We start from the raw sequence: 17374 nt of genomic DNA on the forward strand, positions 1-17374 counted from the left end.
CGGACAAAGTGAATTGAGTGTGGTCCAGTTCGCCCGGAATAGACAGTGAAGAGATTTGTCGGTAATTTTCAAATAAATTCAGCAACTTTATACCGGGCGCTACACATTCTCGCCGCCGGTGAACAGCACCCGCCAGCGGCGGCGATCCTGAATCAGCGTGCGGTGAAGCTGTTGCAGATCCGCAAGTGTCAGCGCCTCAATCTGCGCCGCATCCGGTTCTGCCAGGCCATTGTCAGCGCGTAAGCACGCCAGTGGCTGATCCACTTCCCGGCTCAGAAGACGCGCTTTCAGTGCCGCCAGATCGTAACCCGCCAGCGTCTCGTTCAGTGACCGCAGGAAGTTGCGGCAGTAGCGCAGCAGTGACAGCGCGCTGTAATCGGGCGACTGCAGCGCAAACAGCACCCCATCTTCATCGGCACAGCGCATATAGCGGCTGCTCACCACATAACCGATAGGCTGCTCAACGCGATAGCGCTGGAAAAAGCGCGGCTCGTAGATCAGCGCCAGCGCGCGAAGCGCCGCCAGCTGTTCAGGTCGATGCAGCGGGATAAACAGCAGCAGAGCATTGTCCGCGCTGCTGTGTGGCAGGCGCGTCATACCGGTTTGCGTCGTCATGCGCTTTGGCGGCGTGTCAGGGTTAACCGGCAGCGACAGTGCGCTCAGCCGCCGGGCAATCAGTGAATGCAGTGCCGCGTTGCCGCCTTTCAGCGCCGCCCGCCAGCAATGTGGCGTAATAGTGGCGGCCAGCTGCCAGGGCAACTGCCGCAGCAGTGCACGAATCGCGATGCTTTCCCCCGAAGAAGGCTGCGCCGCCTCAACCGGCAGCGTCAGTACGGCGACAATCTGGCTCAGCGCCCGGTCAGCCACCGCCTCATCCGGCGTCAGTTGTAGCGTCAGTTGCCACACGCCCTCCACCTCCTGCCAGCTGCCGTTGCCGCCCTGATGACGCAACGCGGCAAACAGCGGACGTAACCGCCGCCCCAGCGCTTCGCCTGCCGCTTCGGTGAAAGTTGACCAGAACTCTGGTCGCAGGATCAGCGTCGCCTGCAGGTCATCAGGCTGATGATGCGGCAATGCCACCGCCTGTGCGGGCAGCGGCTCAGACGTTAAGGCAGTCTCGAACGGGTAGAATGTGAAATGCGCCGGAGGTAGCGCCTCAGACGGGGCTGGCTGCCAGGCGGTCAGCGCAAGGCTGAATCCCTGCGTCTGAAGGGTTTCCTCAGCCGGGTGCGACGTGCAGAACAGCAGCGTGCCCGGCGCGTCGGTGAGACGCGCCAGCAGCGGCTGTAACGCAGGCACGGCTTCATCTGGCGCAAAGCCGATTGCGCGCTGGCGTAACTGCTCCATCGGTGACAGTGTCACAAATCGCTGCTGCGCCAGATGGTGGTAGTGTTGATGTTGTGGCTCATTCGTCTGGCGCAGTGCATCCAGATAACGGTCGATCAAGACATTAACGGTTTCGGGTTGATGCGTTTCAACGCCCAGCGCCAGCCAGAGCGCGCCTCCCGCCTGATAGATCCACTTCAGCTCCAGCGACTCCGCCAGCCCCTGCTCACGAAGGGTAGCCAGCAGCGATCCGGGTGCTTCATCCAGCAGAAATTCACGCCATAACGTGACACCGTCACTGTTATCCAGTATCCAGCTGCGCCATAGCGCCCCAGGTGCGGTCTCTGCCAGCTGCCAGCAGGTATCGCTGGTCAGCTGCGGCGGTGGCAGATCCTGTCGCCACTGACCGGAGGGCAGCGCGGCAGCAACGTTACGCGCCAGCTGTTCCAGCTCATCCAGTGAGTGCGGCCCCTGCAGCCAGAGCCGCATATTGCTGGCGAAGTAGTAGCGCTGGTGGAACTGGCGCAACGCCCGCTGCAGTGCAGAGAGCTCGTCGCCAAAACTCGCCCGGCTGCCAATATGGAACCGTTGGAATTCCGCAGGTGACGCGGCGGCGTGCAGCAGTGCCGCTTCAATGCGTGACGGCTGATGACGCTGCAATAGCTGATATTCCGCATCAATCACCGCCACTTCCTGACCGATTGCCTGATTATCAAGCAGCGGATGGCAGACCATATCCTGCAGCCGCGCCAGCCCGTCAGCCAGCAGCGACGGCGTGACCTCAAAAAAGAACGCGCTGCGCCGGGCCAGCGTGGTGGCATTAACCCTGCCACCCTGCGTCTGAATCCAGCTCATCAACCGACCCTCATCAGGCCAGCCGGTGCTGCCGGTGAACAGCAGATGTTCCAGCAGATGCGCCAGTCCGGGCCAGCGATCGGGTTCGTCGTGACTCCCCGCGCCCACCTGAATCAGGGCGGCGGCCTGGCTGGCATCGGGCTGATGCACCAGTTCAACCGTCAGACCGTTTATCTCCAGGCAACGCGTTTTCATCAGAGGTTCCGTGTTTTATAGATCAATTGTGAGTTGCTGCGGTTACGAAACTGCAGCTGACCAATTTTAATGTCGCTGCAATCCGCCTCACGCCGGGCGTCAAGGATTTTGCCGTGAAGCGGTGATTTGCTGCAGACCGGATCGGTGTTGTCGGCATTGCCGGTCAGCATGTAAGCCTGACAGCGACAGCCGCCAAAATCTTTCTCTTTCTCATCACAGGAGCGGCACGGCTCTGGCATCCAGTCAAAACCGCGATAACGGTTGAAGCCGAATGAGTTATACCAGATATCGTCCAGACTTTGCGTCAGCACTGAGGGAAATTCTACCGGGAGCTGACGCGCACTGTGACACGGCAGCGCGGTGCCCTCTGGCGTAACGCTGAGGAAGATGGCGCCCCAGCCACCCATGCAGGGCTTAGGGCGCTCTTCGTAGTAGTCTGGCGTCACAAACAGCAGGTTGGTCAGATTGCCGGTGGTGCTCATCCGCTCGCGGTAGGTTTTCACCACCGCCTCTGCGCGGGCGATCTGCTCGCGGGTGGGCAGCAGGCCTTCACGGTTAAGCTGCGCCCAGCCGTAGAACTGACAGGTCGCCAGTTCTACGTCATCCGCTTCCAGCTCAATGCAGAGATCGATGATCCTGTCGATCTGGTCGATGTTATGACGATGCAGAACAAAGTTCAGCACCATCGGATAGCCGTGGGCTTTCACCGCTTTCGCCATCTCCAGCTTCTGCTGAAACGCTTTTTTCGAACCGGCCAGCGCCGCATTCAGGGTTTCGTCACTCGCCTGGAAGCTGATCTGGATATGATCCAGCCCCGCCTCGCTGAACGCATCCAGCTTCTTCTCCGTCAGGCCGATGCCCGAGGTGATCAGGTTGGTGTAGAAGCCGAGGTCGCGCGCCGCTTTGATGAGCTCCGGCAGATCTTTACGGACCAGCGGCTCGCCGCCGGAGAATCCGAGCTGCACGCTGCCCATCGCCCGCGCCTGACGAAACACCTCAATCCACTGCTCGGTGGTCAGCTCCTTCTCCTGCTGGGCGAAATCCAGCGGGTTGGAGCAGTAGGGACACTGCAGCGGACAGCGATAGGTCAGCTCGGCCAGCAGCCAGAGCGGCGGATTCACGTCAGGTTTATGCGGGGTCACGGAACTGTATCCACTTCTGTTCATAGGCTGATTGCAGGAACTCTAAAACATCTGCACCCACGCCGCCCGCTTCCGGAAAACGGCTATCCAGCGTTGCGATAATCGCGGCGATATCCTGCTTGCCATCCACCAGCTCAAGGATGGCGGCGGCGGTTTCGTTCAGCTTCGCCATGCCTTCGGGATAGAGCACCACATGGGTATCCTGGGCGGTTTCCCACTGCATGCGGTAGCCGCGACGAAACGCGGCAATCGAGTTTTCATTCATCTGTTATACCAGTCGGGTGGTGTGCCACGCCGCTTTATCAGTCACGGTGTGATAAGGCGGACGTTTCAGCTCGTATGCCATGGTCATGGCGTCCAGCATGCTCCATAAAATATCGAGCTTAAACTGCAAAATTTCCAGCATGCGGTTTTGCGTCTCAGCGGTGGTGAAATATTCCAGCGCCAGCGCCAGGCCATGTTCCACATCGCGGTTCGCCTGACCCAGGCGACTGCGGAAGTAGAAATAGCCCTCTTCTTTGATCCACGGATAGTGCTGCGGCCAGCTATCAAGCCGTGACTGGTGGATCTGCGGGGCGAACAGCTCGGTGAGTGAGCTGCAGGCCGCCTCCTGCCAGTTGGCGCGGCGGGCAAAGTTAATATATGCATCCACCGCGAAGCGCACGCCCGGCAGCACATGCTGCTCTGAAAGTAGTTCTTCGCGCGTCAGCCCGACCGCCTCGCCCAGCCGCAGCCAGGCCTCAATGCCGCCCTCTTCGCCGTTGCTGCCGTCGTGGTCGAGGATGCGCTGCACCCACTTACGGCGGGTAGCCGGATCGGGGCAGTTGGCCATGATCGCCGCATCTTTCAGCGGAATGGTGGTCTGGTAATAGAAACGATTCGCCACCCAGCCCTGAATCTGCTCGCGCGTTGCCTGACCGTTATGCATCGCGATGTGATACGGGTGATGGATATGGTAGTAAGCGCCTTTGTCGCGCAGGGCCTGTTCAAAAGCCTGCGGCGACAGCGTGTCAGTGATCTGCATGTTTTAGCCCTGAAGGTGGATCGCCATTCCGTCCCAGCTCACCTCTATTCCCTGCTCCGTCAGAAACTGACGCTGCGGTGACTGCTCGTTAAGGATCGGATTGGTGTTGTTAATGTGGATCAGAATTTTGCGTTTTGCCGGCAGCGACGCCAGCAGTGCCATCAGCCCCTGCTCTTCCGCCAGTGCCAGATGGCCCATCGCCTTGCCGGTGTTATGACCCACGCCAGTAGTCAGCAGTTCATCATCCTGCCAGACGGTGCCATCAATCAGCAGGCAATCCGCTTTTTGCAGCCACGGCAGGATCACCGCATCCGGCTCGCCCAGGCCTGGCGCGTAGAGCAGCGTCTGGCCATTCGCGCGGTTTTCAATAAACAGCGCCACGTTATGGCCCGGCAGCGGCCGGTCGCGATACGGCGAGTAAGGGGGTGCATTACTGATAATCGGAATTGCGGTGAACTGAAGATCACCACAGACATCGACGCTGAACGGCGTCAGTGGCGCAATGGGACGGTGCTGTAAGCCGCCATTCCAGTGGGTGAGCATAGGAAATATCGGGAAGCCGGTGCTGAGGTCACCATGCACTTCCGGCGTGCACCACACCTGATGCGGACAGCCCTCACGCAGGCTCAGCAGCCCGGTGGTGTGATCGATCTGGCTGTCGGTAAGGATAATCGCGCCGATCGCCGTGCCGCGTAACACCCCTTTGCGGGTCAGTTCTGGCGTATGCAGGATCTGCTGGCTGATGTCGGGTGAAGCGTTGCATAACACCCAATCTTCGCCGTTATCGCTGAGGATAATCGACGATTGCGTGCGTGCCTGGGCCTGAATCGTGCCGTTACGCACGCCGTGGCAGTTGGCGCAGTTACAGTTCCACTGCGGAAACCCGCCGCCCGCGGCTGAACCGAGGATTTTGATAAACATAGAGGAAAACCAGAAGTTGAAAAAAAATGCCCGCTCAGAGGGCGGGCAGAACGATTAACGGTTGGAGATGTAGAGAGTCACTTCCAGACCGAGACGCATATCAACGAAAGTTGGTTTTTTCCACATGAGTTACTTCCTCTTGGTTAACAGTAAATGAGCTGCCTGAAATCAGTGTGACCGGCATTGAATGAGACCGCCGTCACAATTTCCAGGCAGATGTTGCGCCAATGGCGCGTCGGGATCAAGCCCGGAACATCAGGAAATTGTTATCACAGCCCGGTCAGATGTAAAACCCGCTGCCAGTTTCCCCATGCCAGTTTCTCTGTCAGTGTCTGATCATAGCCCGCTTCCTGAAAAGCGGCGAGCAATCGCGGCAATCCGCTGACATCGCCCAGCGCAGCAGGTGGGGTAATCCCGTCGAAATCAGAGCCAAAGGCTACATGGTCGCTGCCCATTATCTTCAACATGTGATCACAATGCTTAACAATTTCTGTTAATGGCGTGTCAGCGTCGCGTTTACCGTCGGCGCGCAGAAAAGCGTTGCCGAAATTAATGCCGACCAGACCGCCGCTGTCGCGGATTGCCACCAGCTGGTCATCCGTCAGATTACGCGGCTGCGGACAGAGAGCATGCGCGTTGGAGTGGCTGGCGACCAGCGGCGCGCTGGAGAGCCGGGCGGTGTCCCAAAAGGCTTTTGCATTCATATGCGACACGTCAATCATCATCTTCAGGTCACTCGCCTGCTGAATCAGCCTCTCTCCGGCGCGGGTCAGGCCTGGCCCGGTGTCGGGCGAGCCAGGAAAGGTGCCGCTGACGCCTTCACCAAAGCGGCTGGCCAGATTCCAGAATGGCCCGATGCTGCGCACCCCCGCCTGCCAGAAGGCGTGCAGTTGCTCGCCCTCCTCATCCAGCGCATCAGCACCTTCGATGTGTGCCACCATCGCCAGTACGCCTGCGGCGCGGCAGGCGACGATCTCGTCATGGCTGCGGCAGAGTCGCGCCCGCCCGCCTGACGCATCAGCCAGCTGCTGCAGGATCTCAAGCTGTTGCCACATGATCTGAAGCGGTTGAAACGGCTCGTCGGCACGTGCCGGAACGGTGCGGGCAATGTACTCCTGCGGAGGCACAAAGATTGCAAACAGCCCGCCGCCGAGCCCGCCCTGCTGAATGCGCGGAAAATCGAGGTGGCCCCGTTCAATCCCCTGATAAAACGCCTGCGCGGGCGCATCACGATGATGCAGCCAGAGGTTAAGCAACAGATCGTTGTGACCGTCAAAAATCAGCATATGAGTCCACCCAAATAAACAGGCGACCATGCTAACCCTGCCCGGCGGATTCACCAAACCAGAGCGCACGCAGGGCCACGCAGGTCATGCAGGTCATGCAGGTCATGCTGGGTATTGTCACTTTTGCGCGTCAGGTTGTCAGCCCTGCGCGCGCGGACCCGGAGGCGTGTCGGCAGACTGGTAAAAAAACCACAGGAGACTCTTATGCTGACCCGACCCGCTGATAAATATCGTCCCTCCCCGCTGATCGCCCTGCCCGATCGCCAGTGGCCCTCACGCCAGCTGACCCAGGCGCCGCGCTGGCTCTCCACCGATTTGCGTGACGGCAATCAGGCGCTGGCAGAACCGATGGATCGGGAACGCAAAATGGCCTTCTGGGATCTGCTGCTGCGCTGCGGGTTCCGGGAGATCGAGGTCGCCTTTCCCTCGGCGTCGCAGACTGATTTCGATTTCGTCCGCGACCTGATTGAGCAGCAGCGTATCCCGGAGGATGTGACGTTACAGGTGCTGACTCAGGCGCGGGAGGACCTGATTGCCCGCACGTTTGTGGCGCTGCAGGGTGTGCCACGCGCCATCGTACATCTCTATAACGCCACCGCGCCGCTGTTTCGCGAGCGGGTATTTAAACAGAGCAAAGCGGAAATCGTGGCGCTGGCCACCGCTGGTGCACGGCAGATCCGCGCCGAATGCGAGGCCCAGCCGGAAACTCAATGGACCTTTGAATATTCGCCAGAGACCTTCTGCTTTACCGAGCCAGAGTTTGTGCTGGAGATCTGCGAGGCGGTATCCGATGTCTGGCAACCGGACGCCCAGCGCCCGATGATCATTAACCTCCCCGCCACGGTAGAGGTGAACACACCCAACGTTTATGCCGATCAGATTGAGTTTTTCTGCCGTCACTTCAGCCGCCGTGATGCCGTCTGCATCAGCGTGCATCCGCACAACGATCGCGGCACCGGCGTTGCCTGCGCAGAACTGGCGCTGCTGGCGGGCGCTGACCGGGTCGAGGGCTGTCTGTTTGGTAACGGTGAACGCACCGGCAATGTGGATCTGGTGACGCTGGCGCTGAATCTCTATACCCAGGGCGTTTCGCCCCAGCTCGATTTCAGCCAGATGCATGAGGTGATTGAAGTGGTAACCCGCTGCAACCAGCTGCCGGTTCATCCGCGCCATCCTTATGCGGGCGAGCTGGTCTTCACCGCCTTCTCTGGTTCTCATCAGGATGCGATTAAAAAAGGGTTCGCCATCCGCGCCGAACAGCAGGAAACAGAGTGGCAGATGCCCTACCTGCCATTGGACCCGGCCGACATTGGCTGCAGCTATGAGGCGGTGATCCGCGTTAACAGCCAGTCGGGAAAAAGCGGGGCCGCCTGGCTGCTGGAGCAGAATCACGGGTTACAAATGCCGCGAGCGCTGCAGCAGGATTTCAGCCGCTGTGTTCAGCAGGAGACTGACCGGCACGGCGGAGAGATGACGCACTACGCGCTGTGGCAGCTCTTCTGCCGCCAGTATGGCGTAACGCAGCCCGCGGTGGCCTTACAGCGGGCTGACAGCCAGAGTGACAGCGGCGGGCAGACGCAGATTAGCGCCAGCGTGGTGTATCAGACGCAATCGCTGATGCTGACCGGCAGCGGCAACGGCTGGCTGTCGGCGGCGGTCAATGCCCTGCGCAGCGCGTTTGATCTGCATCTGACCATTGAGGACTATCACGAGCATACGCTGGGACGACGCAGTGACAGCCGCTCGGTGGCCTATATCAGCTGCGTAGATGCCCGTGGCGCGCGAGCCTGGGGAGTGAGTATCGACAATGACACCGCCCGCGCCGCCCTGCAGGCGCTGCTCAGCGCGGCAGGCCAGTTTCTGCAGGCGGAAAGTAGTCCGTCGGAGAGACGCCCAGCAGACGACGAAACATCGCACTAAACGCGCTGGGGCTTTCATAGCCCAGCTCCAGCGCCACCCGCAGCACGGAGTCGCCCTGAGCTAGTCGCGTCAGGGCGATAGCCAGTCGGGCACGCCGCACCCAGTCGCTGAACTGCAGGCCGGTTTCACGCATAAAATGGCGGGCCAGAGTGCGGCCCGAGACATTCAGGTGGGCGCTGGCTCGCAGTAGCGTCCAGCTCTCACCGGGCGTCTGCTGAATCAGCTCGCACAGCGCCTGTAAACGGAGACTGTCGGGCGTCGGCAAGGCAAAGGGCAGCACGTCCATGCCGCGGATTTCATCCAGAATCAACTCCATCACCCGCTCGGCCCGACTGCCTGCGGCGTAACGCTCTGGCAGGCTCAGCGCCGTGACAATCAGCTCGCGCAGCAGCGGTGAGATTTGCACCACCTGACAACTGGCGGGCAGATCGGCACGCGCCAGCGGATCGATAAACAGCGTGCGCGCCGCCACACTGCCGGTAATCTGCAACGCATGACGGGTAAATGCGGGCAGCCAGACGCCGCGACTCGGCGGCACAATCCAGCTGCCATACTCCGTCTCTACCCTTACCACGCCGCTCAGGGTGTGGATCAGCTGGGCACAGGCGTGCTGGTGCCAGGGTTCGCTGGCACCGTGCAGGTAATCGTGCGCCAGCGGCACCAGCGGACGCGTGCTGAAGTCAAAATGCTGCTGACTCATTGCGCCTTCAGGTAGCGGTAGATCACCGCCAGGTCCTCTTCACCGTGTCCGGCCTCCACCGCCTGCTGCCAGAGCTGTGCAATATTCTCCAGCGCCGGCAGCGGCGTCTCTGCGGCATCCAGCGCCAGGCGGGCATCTTTCAGCGCCCAGACCAGATGCATCTGCGGCGTGAAGTCGTCGCTGGCGATCATCCCGAGCTTCATTTTTGCATACGGTGCGGCCAGCGGACCGCCCTCCAGCACCTGCCAGAGATCGTCGGTGGAAAAGCCGAACTGCTCTGCCAGCCGGGTACTCTCCGCCAGGCTTTGCATCATGCCAATCAGCCAGCTGTTGATGACCAGCTTCATCCGGGTGCTTTTTCCCGCCTCACCCAGCCACTGGGTACCTTTACTGATGGCAGCAAACACCGCTTCTGCCGCCTGCGCCCGGCTCTGATCGCCGCTGGCCAGCACCAGAATCTGCGCATTCTCTGCTGGTGCTTTGGTGCCGGAGACTGGCGCATCGATCAGTAACAAATCGGGGCGTTTTTCTGCGAAAAAGGCGATCAGCGCGTCGGTTTTTTCTACGCCGATGGTGCCCATCTGGCAGAGCGTCGCGCCCTGCTTAAACGCCTCTTTGACCTGATGCAGCACCTGCTCAGTGGTGTCGCCATCAGACAGCATGGCGATCACGACATCTGCTTCACGCACCGCCTCGGCTGGCGAGTCAGCCAGCTGCAAACCCGCATCCAGCAGATCTTCGCCGCGCGCGCGGGTGCGGTTCCAGCCATGAACGCGAAAGCCTTTTTTCAGCAGGTTTGCGGCAAATGCGTGCCCCATTGCGCCTAATCCCAGAACCGCCACTTCAGGTTGTTTCATGCTGACTCCCGTGAGTTTTTTGTCTGCATCCGGGTGAACCGGACGCCTGATCACTGCAAAAGATGGATTCCAGCCTGGCGGTAAACAGAGAAAAAATCCAGCCCGAAACGATGTACCCCAGCGCATCAAACCCTTACCATATGCGGAAATTGTTCCACCTGGTTCATATCCTCTCTTTTTTCAGGCCACATATAATGAAAATAATCTCTCTGCGCCAGGCGACGCTGTTGATGTTGCCTGCCATTTTGCCACTGCCGCTGCTGGCGGCGGATAATGACAATACCCTGGTCGTCACGGCTGCACCGCCGGAAACGGGCCTTAACGAACTTGATACGCCTGCGGCCCTGAGCGTGGTCAGTGGTGACGATATGCGCCAGGCAGCGCCGCGCGTTAACCTGTCGGAAAACCTCAGCAGCGTGCCGGGTCTGCAGATCCAGAACAGGCAAAATTACGCACAGGACCTGCAGCTGTCGATGCGTGGCTTTGGCTCCCGCTCAACCTACGGCGTACGCGGGCTGCGCATCTATGTGGATGGCATCCCGGCCACCATGCCGGATGGTCAGGCGCAGACCTCCAATATCGATATCGGCTCGATTGATCATGTTGAGGTACTGCGCGGCCCGTTCTCTGCGCTGTATGGCAACGCTTCGGGTGGCGTAATCAATGTCACTACCCAACAAGGACAACAGCCGACCACGCTTGAAGCCAGCAGCTGGTATGGCAGTTACGGCAGCTGGCGCAATAGCGTCAAAGCCAGCGGCGCGACCGGTGACGGCAGCCATGCCGGAGATGTTAACTACACAGTTTCCGCCTCACGCTTCACCACTCACGGCTATCGTGATCACAGCGCTGCGCAGAAAAACCTTGGCAACGCCCGACTGGGCGTGCGTATTGATGATGTCAGCACCCTGACGCTGCTGTTTAACAGCGTTCACATTGACGCGCAGGATCCCGGCGGCTTAACCGAGGCGCAGTGGCGTGAGAATCCACGTCAGGTGGTCAGCAACGTCCCGCTTTATAACACCCGTAAGACTGTCGATCAGACTCAGGGCGGCCTGCGTTATCAGCGCCAGATGAGTGAAAATGACGACCTCAGCGTGATGCTCTATGCGGGCATGCGCGAAACTACCCAGTTCCAGTCGATCCCCGCAGCCGTGCAGCGCAACCCGTCTCATCCCGGTGGCGTGATCGCCCTGACCCGCCACTATCAGGGCGTCGATACCCGCTGGACCCATCGCGACACGCTGCTGTCTATTCCGGTGGCGCTGACCGGCGGACTCGACTACGAAACCATGACCGAGCGACGCAAGGGCTATGAAAACTTCACGGTCAGCAACGGGGTGACGCAACTGGGCGAACAGGGCAATCTTCGCCGCAACGAGCGCAACCTGATGTGGACGCTCGATCCCTATCTGCAGACCGCCTGGCAACTGACCGATAAGCTGTCGCTGGATGCGGGTGTGCGGTTCAGCACCGTTAACTTTGACTCTAATGACTTCTATATTCAGCCCGGTAACGGCGACGACAGCGGTGATGCGCGCTATCACAAATGGCTGCCCGCTGCGGCACTGAAGTATGCCTTTGACCCAGGCTGGAACGCGTGGATCTCCGCCGGTCGCGGCTTTGAAACCCCGACCATTAATGAGCTCTCTTACCGTTCAGACGGCGCGACCGGTCTGAATCTGGGGCTGAAACCGGCCACCAGCGATACGCTGGAGATTGGTAGTAAGAAACGCATCGGCAATGGCTTGATCAGCGCGGCGTTGTTCCAGACCGATACCCAGGATGAGATTGTGGCGGATGCCAGCAGTGGCGGACGCACTACCTATAAAAATGCCGGTCAGACCCGCCGTCGCGGTCTGGAGTTAAGCCTGGATCAGCAGTTTGCCTGGGACTGGCGGCTGAAGATGGCCTACACCCTGCTGGATGCGCGCTATCGCACTAACGCCTGCGGCAGCGACAGCTGTGACGGCAACCGCATTCCTGGTATTGCCCGTAACATGGCTTACGCCGGACTCGGTTATCTACTGGAACAGGGCTTTTATGCAGGCAGTGAGGTGCGTTATCTGAGCCAGATCGCCGCTGAAGATCAGAATAGCGTGAACACCCCGTCCTACACCGTTGCAGCGGTTAACAGTGGCTATAAGTGGCTGGTTGAGAACTGGACGCTGGATCTGTTTGGCCGGGTCGATAACCTGTTTGATCGGCACTATGTGGGTTCAGTGATTGTGAATGAGAGTAATGGTCGCTACTTCGAATCTGCGCCGGGCCGCAATTACAGCGTCGGTTTAACGCTGGGTTACGCCTTCCGATAAATTATAACGGGAAACCTCATTATGTTCTCACGTCTTATCCGTGGATGGGGTGATAAACCCGAGAAACAATACCCGGCGCTAACCGGCATGTTAAGAGTGTTTTTAAGCTGCCACCATGACGACTTTGGCAATACCCTCGAAGAAATGCTCCAGAGCTATATTGATCATGACATGCCTGTTATTGAAGCGCGGAATGAAATAAACATCCTGCTTCAGAATGAGGATGACGATTTGAATGTCATTATGTCAGCGATTGCTGATGAAGAGTTTCGTCCGGCCCCCTGGGGAGAAACGTGGCGCAGTTTTTTGATAAGAGCTGTGGCTGCCCTCAACGGGCCACCGTCGCGGTGGCCCGACGCTTAATGTCACACGCCAATCATGCGCGCGAATTCAGCTGCGCCTTAATATCCTCACAGCTGCCGGTTTCACCCAGGCGCGGGAAGATCAGGTTCACGCTATTGTTGTGCGTATCCAGGTTGAGATCGGTCATCGCATCGGTCGCCAGCGTGACGTTGTAACCCAGCTCATACGCCTGTCGTGCGGTGGATTCCACGCCGATACTGGTCGCGATACCACAAATCACTACCTGAGTAATGCCGCGCTTTTGCAGCTCATCGTGCAACGCCGTGGCGTGAAACGCACCCCAGGTTTTCTTGGTGACCGTAAGGTCATTTTGCTGTGGGGTCATCGCCGGAACCAGCGTGGCCCAGTCGGCGGGCAATTCGCCGCTGTGACGTGCCTGCTCATTGCGGCCCGGCGCCCCACCAGCCACGTTAACCAGCACAACCGGCAGATCGTGCGCGCGAAACGCCTCAGCCAGTCCGGCACAGCGTTCGATCACCGGCTGCGGTTCATGAACCAGCGGCAGCGCCACAATGCCATGTTGCAGGTCGATAACAATCAGCGCAGTTTTTGCATCAAGTGTGGTTACAGCCATGTTGAATCCTCAGATTTAATAGTCAGTGAGTCGTTGCAGCAGAGGGAGAACGTCGGTCAGTTGCTGCTGTTCTGCCGGACTCAGTCGCGCTTCCAGCATCCGGACCAGCCAGTCATCGCGCATCGCGCGACTCGACGTAATCACCGCCAGGCTGGACGTCGTGGGAAGATAGCGGGTTTTACGGCCATCATGGGGATCCGGCTCGCCCGTCACCAGTTCTGCCGCCAGTAACCCGGCGACGGTCGCGCCCATTGACTGGGTGCGTACGCCCTCGGCCGCCGCCAGTTGCGTTACCGTCATCGCCCCATCGCGAACCAGATGACCCAGCACCGCGACCTGCGACCAGGTTAATTCGCCAGGCGGTGCTGACTCGCGCAACCGGCGGCCCAGCTTGCCCACCAGCATGCGCAGCATTGCAGCGGATTCAGTCAGATCGCTCATTACACGTCTCCATCGATAAGCGAAAGTATAAAGATACGAAGGTAAACTGTGTAGTTTGCTCAGGTATCAATTTGTAACGTCCGGGCGCTGCAGATAGTGGATCAGACTGTGGAAGCGCAGCGGCGTGCTGAGCGGGTTACGGTAGCTGTGCAGCACATCGGCCCTGAACTGGAACGCCTCCCCGGCGAGCAGACGTCGCCAGAGATCCCCGACGCCCAGCAATAGTTCGCCCTCGATGATCACCACCTGCTCCACACAGCCCGCTTCATGGGGCGAAGAATGACTCTGCGCGCCCGCTGCCAGCTCCACCGCCAGCAGATCAAAACGCAGTTGCGGATCGTAAGGCAGCAGCGACCGTACCGACATGTCGGCATTGGGCTGACTGAATCCAGGCGCGGCGCCTGAAGGCAGTACGCTGCCGTCGATAAAAAAGGAAAACGGAACGTTGAAACCGGTGGCAATCTTCCACAGTGTCGCCACGGTGGGACTCGATTCACCGCGCTCAATCTGGCCCAGCATCGCTTTACTGACGCCGGTTCGCTCCGCCGTCAGCGTCAGGCTCCAGCCATTGGCCTGCCGCAACTGTCTGAGCGCGCTGCTCAGGTGTTGCTGAAAATCCGCCATTTTTTCTCCTGCTTTCTCGTCATCCTGGTGAGTGACGTTATGGCAATAGTGTAACACTTGTGCGTTATAGCGCATCATGCGACCATGTGCGCTATAACGCACAATCTCATAAAGAGTCTGACCATGACGAGAGCGGAACCTCCCCGTTTTGCCCTGCCGATGCTGGTTTCCGGCTTCGTGGCTGTGCTGGTGGGCTACAGCAGCAGTGGCGCGATTATCTATCAGATGTTTCAGGCGGCGGGCGCCACGCCCGCGCAGATTGGCGGCTGGCTGTCGGTGCTGGGCATTGCGCAGGGGATCGCTTCGCTGAGCCTGTCACTGCGCTACCGCATGCCGGTGCTGGCTGCCTGGTCAACGCCCGGCGCTGCGCTGCTGGCGACCAGTTTTCACGGCATTTCGCTGAATGAGGCGGTAGGCGTCTTTGTTTTCGCCAACCTGCTGATCGTATTGTGCGGCGTCACCGGCCTGTTTGCCCGGCTGATGAACTACATTCCTGCCTCGCTGGCAGCGGCGATGCTGGCAGGTATTCTGCTGCGCTTCGGGCTGCAGACCTTTGCCGATTTGCAAAGTAACTTTGTACTGTGCGGCAGCATGTGCCTGGCCTGGCTGCTGGCCCGCCGCTGGCTGGCCCGCTATGCAATTCTGGTCACGCTGCTGGTGGGTGTTGCCGTCGCGCTGGCACAGCACGCCATCCACTTTCCGCCGCAGCCGATTAGGCTGACAATGCCGGAAGTCGTGATGCCGCACTTTACCCTCACCACGCTGCTGGGGATCGGCGTGCCCTATTTCCTGGTGACGATGGCGTCACAGAACGCCCCCGGCATCGCCACGCTGCAGGCGCACGGCTACCGTCCACCCGTCTCTTCACTGATGAGCTGGACCGGATTAATTGCGCTGCTGCTGTCGCCATTAGGGGGGTTTTCGGTCTGCGTGGCGGCGATTACGGCGGCCATCTGCATGAGCGATGAGGTCGACCCAAATCCTCAGCAACGCTGGCGCGCGGCGGCGCTGGCGGGGATCTTCTATCTGCTGGCGGGCGCGTCCGGTGCGCTGATCGCCGTGCTGTTTAGTGCCCTGCCTGTGGTGCTGATTGAGGCGCTGGCGGGTCTGGCACTCCTTGCCACACTGGGTGGCAGCCTCCACCGCGCACTGGATCTGCCTGCCGAACGCGACAGCGCGCTGATCACCTTTCTGATCACCGCATCCGGCGTTTCGCTGCTGGGCATTGGTCCGGCCTTCTGGGGACTGGCGGGCGGCGTCATCGCCCACCTGCTGCTGGTGCGCAAATCCGGCTGATTGCGTCATACTCTCTGAAATAGCGGTGGTTTTTCCGTCAGCCGGTGAAAAAAACAGTGGATTTACCCCCTTTTTCTGCCGTTTGATTTGTCCTTGCCCCGCGTAAAATCAACCTAATCGTCGATAACACGCGATTTTCTGCCTCAGACAACGACCGATAAGGGCCCAACAGGTGGCAAAAACTTTTCTGCGCAGCGGTAATTTAGATGCAGTTCTGGCGTTAGGTGAAAATGGCCAGCCGGTCTACGCCTCAGCATTGCAAATTCGTGAAACCCTGCGCCTGCGCCGTCAGAGCGCACTGGCAGATTGCCTGGCCATTCCTCAGGCCAATGAACGGGGCGATCGCCTCGACTGGTATGCCCCTTTTAGCGGCCGGGTCAAATCCTGGCTGGGTGCCAGCGATCATGAACGTCGCGCGGCGCTGCAACAGCTCACCGCCTGTCAGCAGGATATGCAGGATCTCAGTACGCGCGCGCGCGCAGCTGAGAACCCATCAATGCGGCTGTTTGGTGCGCTGCTGAGCAAAACCCTGCAATTCCCCGACCAGCAGTATGTCTATCTGGTTGATGGCAAACCGGTCATCACCTTCTGGGGCTTTGTCGATGCCCAGGCGCGCAGCCGCGATGACGCGCTGGCATGCCTGCGTGACACGCTGGAAGAGAACCTGCCAGTGGCGCTGGTTGAACCGCTGCCTGAGCTGCCTGCCGCGCCGGTCATCGCTGAACCAGAGATAATCACTGAGCCCGAACCTGAACCTGTGGCTGAACCGCTGCCGGTTGCAGCACCCGTTGAAGCTCAGCCGGCGACGCCTGTAGCGGCTCGCCGCCGTTTCCGCGTCTGGTATCTGTTACCGCCGGTGGCGATTGCTGCCGCCGTGACGGTGGCCGTGTTGCTGCATCGTTCAGAACCCGTAAAAACACCGGTTGCCACTGCGAAGCCAGCGTCAGCTCCGGCGACGGTATCCACTCCGGCCCCTGCTGCGACTCCGGCACCGGTTGCGGCGACACCGTCCGTCACCCCACCTGCCGAGCAGGCAGCACCGGAAAAACTTCCCGAATCGCAGCCGCAGAAACCGGCCAACACCACCACCGATACCGCACCGGCAGACGCATCTGCTACCCTTGCCACAACGGTGACGGCGCCGGTTCCGGCCAAACCCGATGACCTGATCGTGACGCCGGATGCGGTGCGCGATGGCCAGGTACGGGTGATTGATGGCCGCTGGCGTGTCACTATCGACCAGATGCCGACGCCAACCGGTAAGCCTCCGGTAATGCGCTTCCAGTTTAAAAACGGCAAAGGCAGCGTGCAGATCGCCCAGGGCAATACTACCTGTAAAGCGGATGTCAGCGCGGCCATGACCAGCGCCGGTAACCTGGTGATTGAAAGCCGCTACACGGCGAAGTGCCAGAACAGTTCGCGCTACCGTATGCCACTGCTGGTCTGCCATGCGAGTATCGGCGCCGCAGTGTGTGAAGCGCAGTATGCTGATGACCGGGTCTTCCCGATGACGATTAAGCGTGAGAGTAAATAAC

Annotated in this window: 17 protein-coding genes; 5 read left to right on the forward strand and 12 right to left on the reverse strand. The window is 59.8% G+C overall.

Annotated elements, in window-relative coordinates; all coding sequences use genetic code 11:
- Positions 1 to 99: 99 nt before the first annotated feature.
- The 7 genes from pqqF to ACVKSX_RS03815 form a co-directional block, all read right to left on the reverse strand.
- Positions 100 to 2376: a pyrroloquinoline quinone biosynthesis protein PqqF gene (gene pqqF / locus ACVKSX_RS03785; RefSeq protein ID WP_354438377.1), complete on the reverse strand. Its 2277-nt coding sequence runs from the start codon at positions 2374 to 2376 to the stop codon at positions 100 to 102.
- A complete protein-coding gene (gene pqqE, locus ACVKSX_RS03790) occupies positions 2376 to 3542 on the reverse strand; it encodes a pyrroloquinoline quinone biosynthesis protein PqqE (RefSeq protein ID WP_435530754.1) in 1167 nt (388 codons plus the stop codon). Before pqqE ends, pqqF begins: the two co-directional genes overlap by 1 nt.
- Positions 3505 to 3783, reverse strand: coding sequence for a pyrroloquinoline quinone biosynthesis peptide chaperone PqqD (gene pqqD / locus ACVKSX_RS03795; protein ID WP_187512014.1), 279 nt, complete (start codon positions 3781 to 3783; stop codon positions 3505 to 3507). The genes pqqE and pqqD overlap by 38 nt, the downstream gene beginning before the upstream one ends.
- 3 nt (positions 3784 to 3786) lie before the next feature.
- On the reverse strand, positions 3787 to 4542 hold the full coding sequence (pqqC, locus tag ACVKSX_RS03800; RefSeq protein WP_010245074.1) for a pyrroloquinoline-quinone synthase PqqC: 756 nt from the start codon (positions 4540 to 4542) through the stop codon (positions 3787 to 3789).
- Between the two features lie 3 nt (positions 4543 to 4545).
- The gene (pqqB, locus tag ACVKSX_RS03805; protein ID WP_010245077.1) at positions 4546 to 5463 is read right to left on the reverse strand and encodes a pyrroloquinoline quinone biosynthesis protein PqqB; all 918 of its coding nucleotides are present in this window, start codon (positions 5461 to 5463) and stop codon (positions 4546 to 4548) included.
- 54 nt (positions 5464 to 5517) lie between these two features.
- Positions 5518 to 5589: a pyrroloquinoline quinone precursor peptide PqqA gene (gene pqqA / locus ACVKSX_RS03810; RefSeq protein ID WP_010245082.1), complete on the reverse strand. Its 72-nt coding sequence runs from the start codon at positions 5587 to 5589 to the stop codon at positions 5518 to 5520.
- A 143-nt stretch (positions 5590 to 5732) separates the two neighbouring features.
- A complete protein-coding gene (locus ACVKSX_RS03815; RefSeq protein ID WP_236351746.1) occupies positions 5733 to 6749 on the reverse strand; it encodes a dipeptidase in 1017 nt (338 codons plus the stop codon).
- A 204-nt stretch (positions 6750 to 6953) separates the two neighbouring features.
- On the opposite strand from ACVKSX_RS03815, the gene leuA reads away from it, so the two are divergent.
- Complete coding sequence (gene leuA, locus ACVKSX_RS03820) at positions 6954 to 8669, forward strand: 2-isopropylmalate synthase (RefSeq protein WP_191921246.1); 1716 nt, start codon at positions 6954 to 6956, stop codon at positions 8667 to 8669.
- Here the strand turns inward: leuA and ACVKSX_RS03825 are convergent.
- Positions 8590 to 9369, reverse strand: a complete 780-nt coding sequence (locus ACVKSX_RS03825; RefSeq protein WP_064691298.1) for an AraC family transcriptional regulator — start codon at positions 9367 to 9369, stop codon at positions 8590 to 8592. The two genes, leuA and ACVKSX_RS03825, sit on opposite strands and share 80 nt — an antisense overlap.
- Positions 9366 to 10352 carry an NAD(P)-dependent oxidoreductase gene (locus tag ACVKSX_RS03830; RefSeq protein ID WP_354438382.1) on the reverse strand — a complete coding sequence of 329 codons (987 nt, stop codon included), beginning with the start codon at positions 10350 to 10352 and terminating at the stop codon, positions 9366 to 9368. Before ACVKSX_RS03830 ends, ACVKSX_RS03825 begins: the two co-directional genes overlap by 4 nt.
- Positions 10353 to 10420: 68 nt before the next feature.
- Between ACVKSX_RS03830 and pqqU the strand changes: the two genes are divergently transcribed.
- On the forward strand, positions 10421 to 12541 hold the full coding sequence (pqqU, locus tag ACVKSX_RS03835) for a TonB-dependent receptor PqqU (RefSeq protein WP_354438383.1): 2121 nt from the start codon (positions 10421 to 10423) through the stop codon (positions 12539 to 12541).
- Between the two features lie 21 nt (positions 12542 to 12562).
- Positions 12563 to 12904 carry a contact-dependent growth inhibition system immunity protein gene (locus tag ACVKSX_RS03840; RefSeq protein WP_010245256.1) on the forward strand — a complete coding sequence of 114 codons (342 nt, stop codon included), beginning with the start codon at positions 12563 to 12565 and terminating at the stop codon, positions 12902 to 12904.
- A 13-nt stretch (positions 12905 to 12917) separates the two neighbouring features.
- Here ACVKSX_RS03840 and ACVKSX_RS03845 read toward each other — a convergent pair whose 3' ends face one another.
- From ACVKSX_RS03845 to ACVKSX_RS03855, 3 genes are all read right to left on the reverse strand, one after another.
- Positions 12918 to 13478 (reverse strand): isochorismatase family protein, encoded by a 561-nt coding sequence (locus ACVKSX_RS03845; RefSeq protein ID WP_010245270.1) that lies wholly within the window; start codon positions 13476 to 13478, stop codon positions 12918 to 12920.
- Between the two features lie 15 nt (positions 13479 to 13493).
- Positions 13494 to 13919: a MarR family winged helix-turn-helix transcriptional regulator gene (locus tag ACVKSX_RS03850; protein WP_010670105.1), complete on the reverse strand. Its 426-nt coding sequence runs from the start codon at positions 13917 to 13919 to the stop codon at positions 13494 to 13496.
- Between the two features lie 66 nt (positions 13920 to 13985).
- The gene (locus ACVKSX_RS03855; RefSeq protein WP_045140377.1) at positions 13986 to 14543 is read right to left on the reverse strand and encodes a helix-turn-helix domain-containing protein; all 558 of its coding nucleotides are present in this window, start codon (positions 14541 to 14543) and stop codon (positions 13986 to 13988) included.
- Positions 14544 to 14627: 84 nt separating this feature from the next.
- Between ACVKSX_RS03855 and ACVKSX_RS03860 the strand changes: the two genes are divergently transcribed.
- Positions 14628 to 15839, forward strand: coding sequence for a benzoate/H(+) symporter BenE family transporter (locus ACVKSX_RS03860; RefSeq protein ID WP_158131719.1), 1212 nt, complete (start codon positions 14628 to 14630; stop codon positions 15837 to 15839).
- Positions 15840 to 16011: 172 nt separating this feature from the next.
- Entirely contained in the window at positions 16012 to 17373 is a 1362-nt protein-coding gene (locus ACVKSX_RS03865) for an SrfA family protein (RefSeq protein ID WP_060680159.1), read from the forward strand.
- Position 17374 lies beyond the last annotated feature (1 nt).

Source organism: Pantoea sp. PvP021, assembly GCF_054056055.1.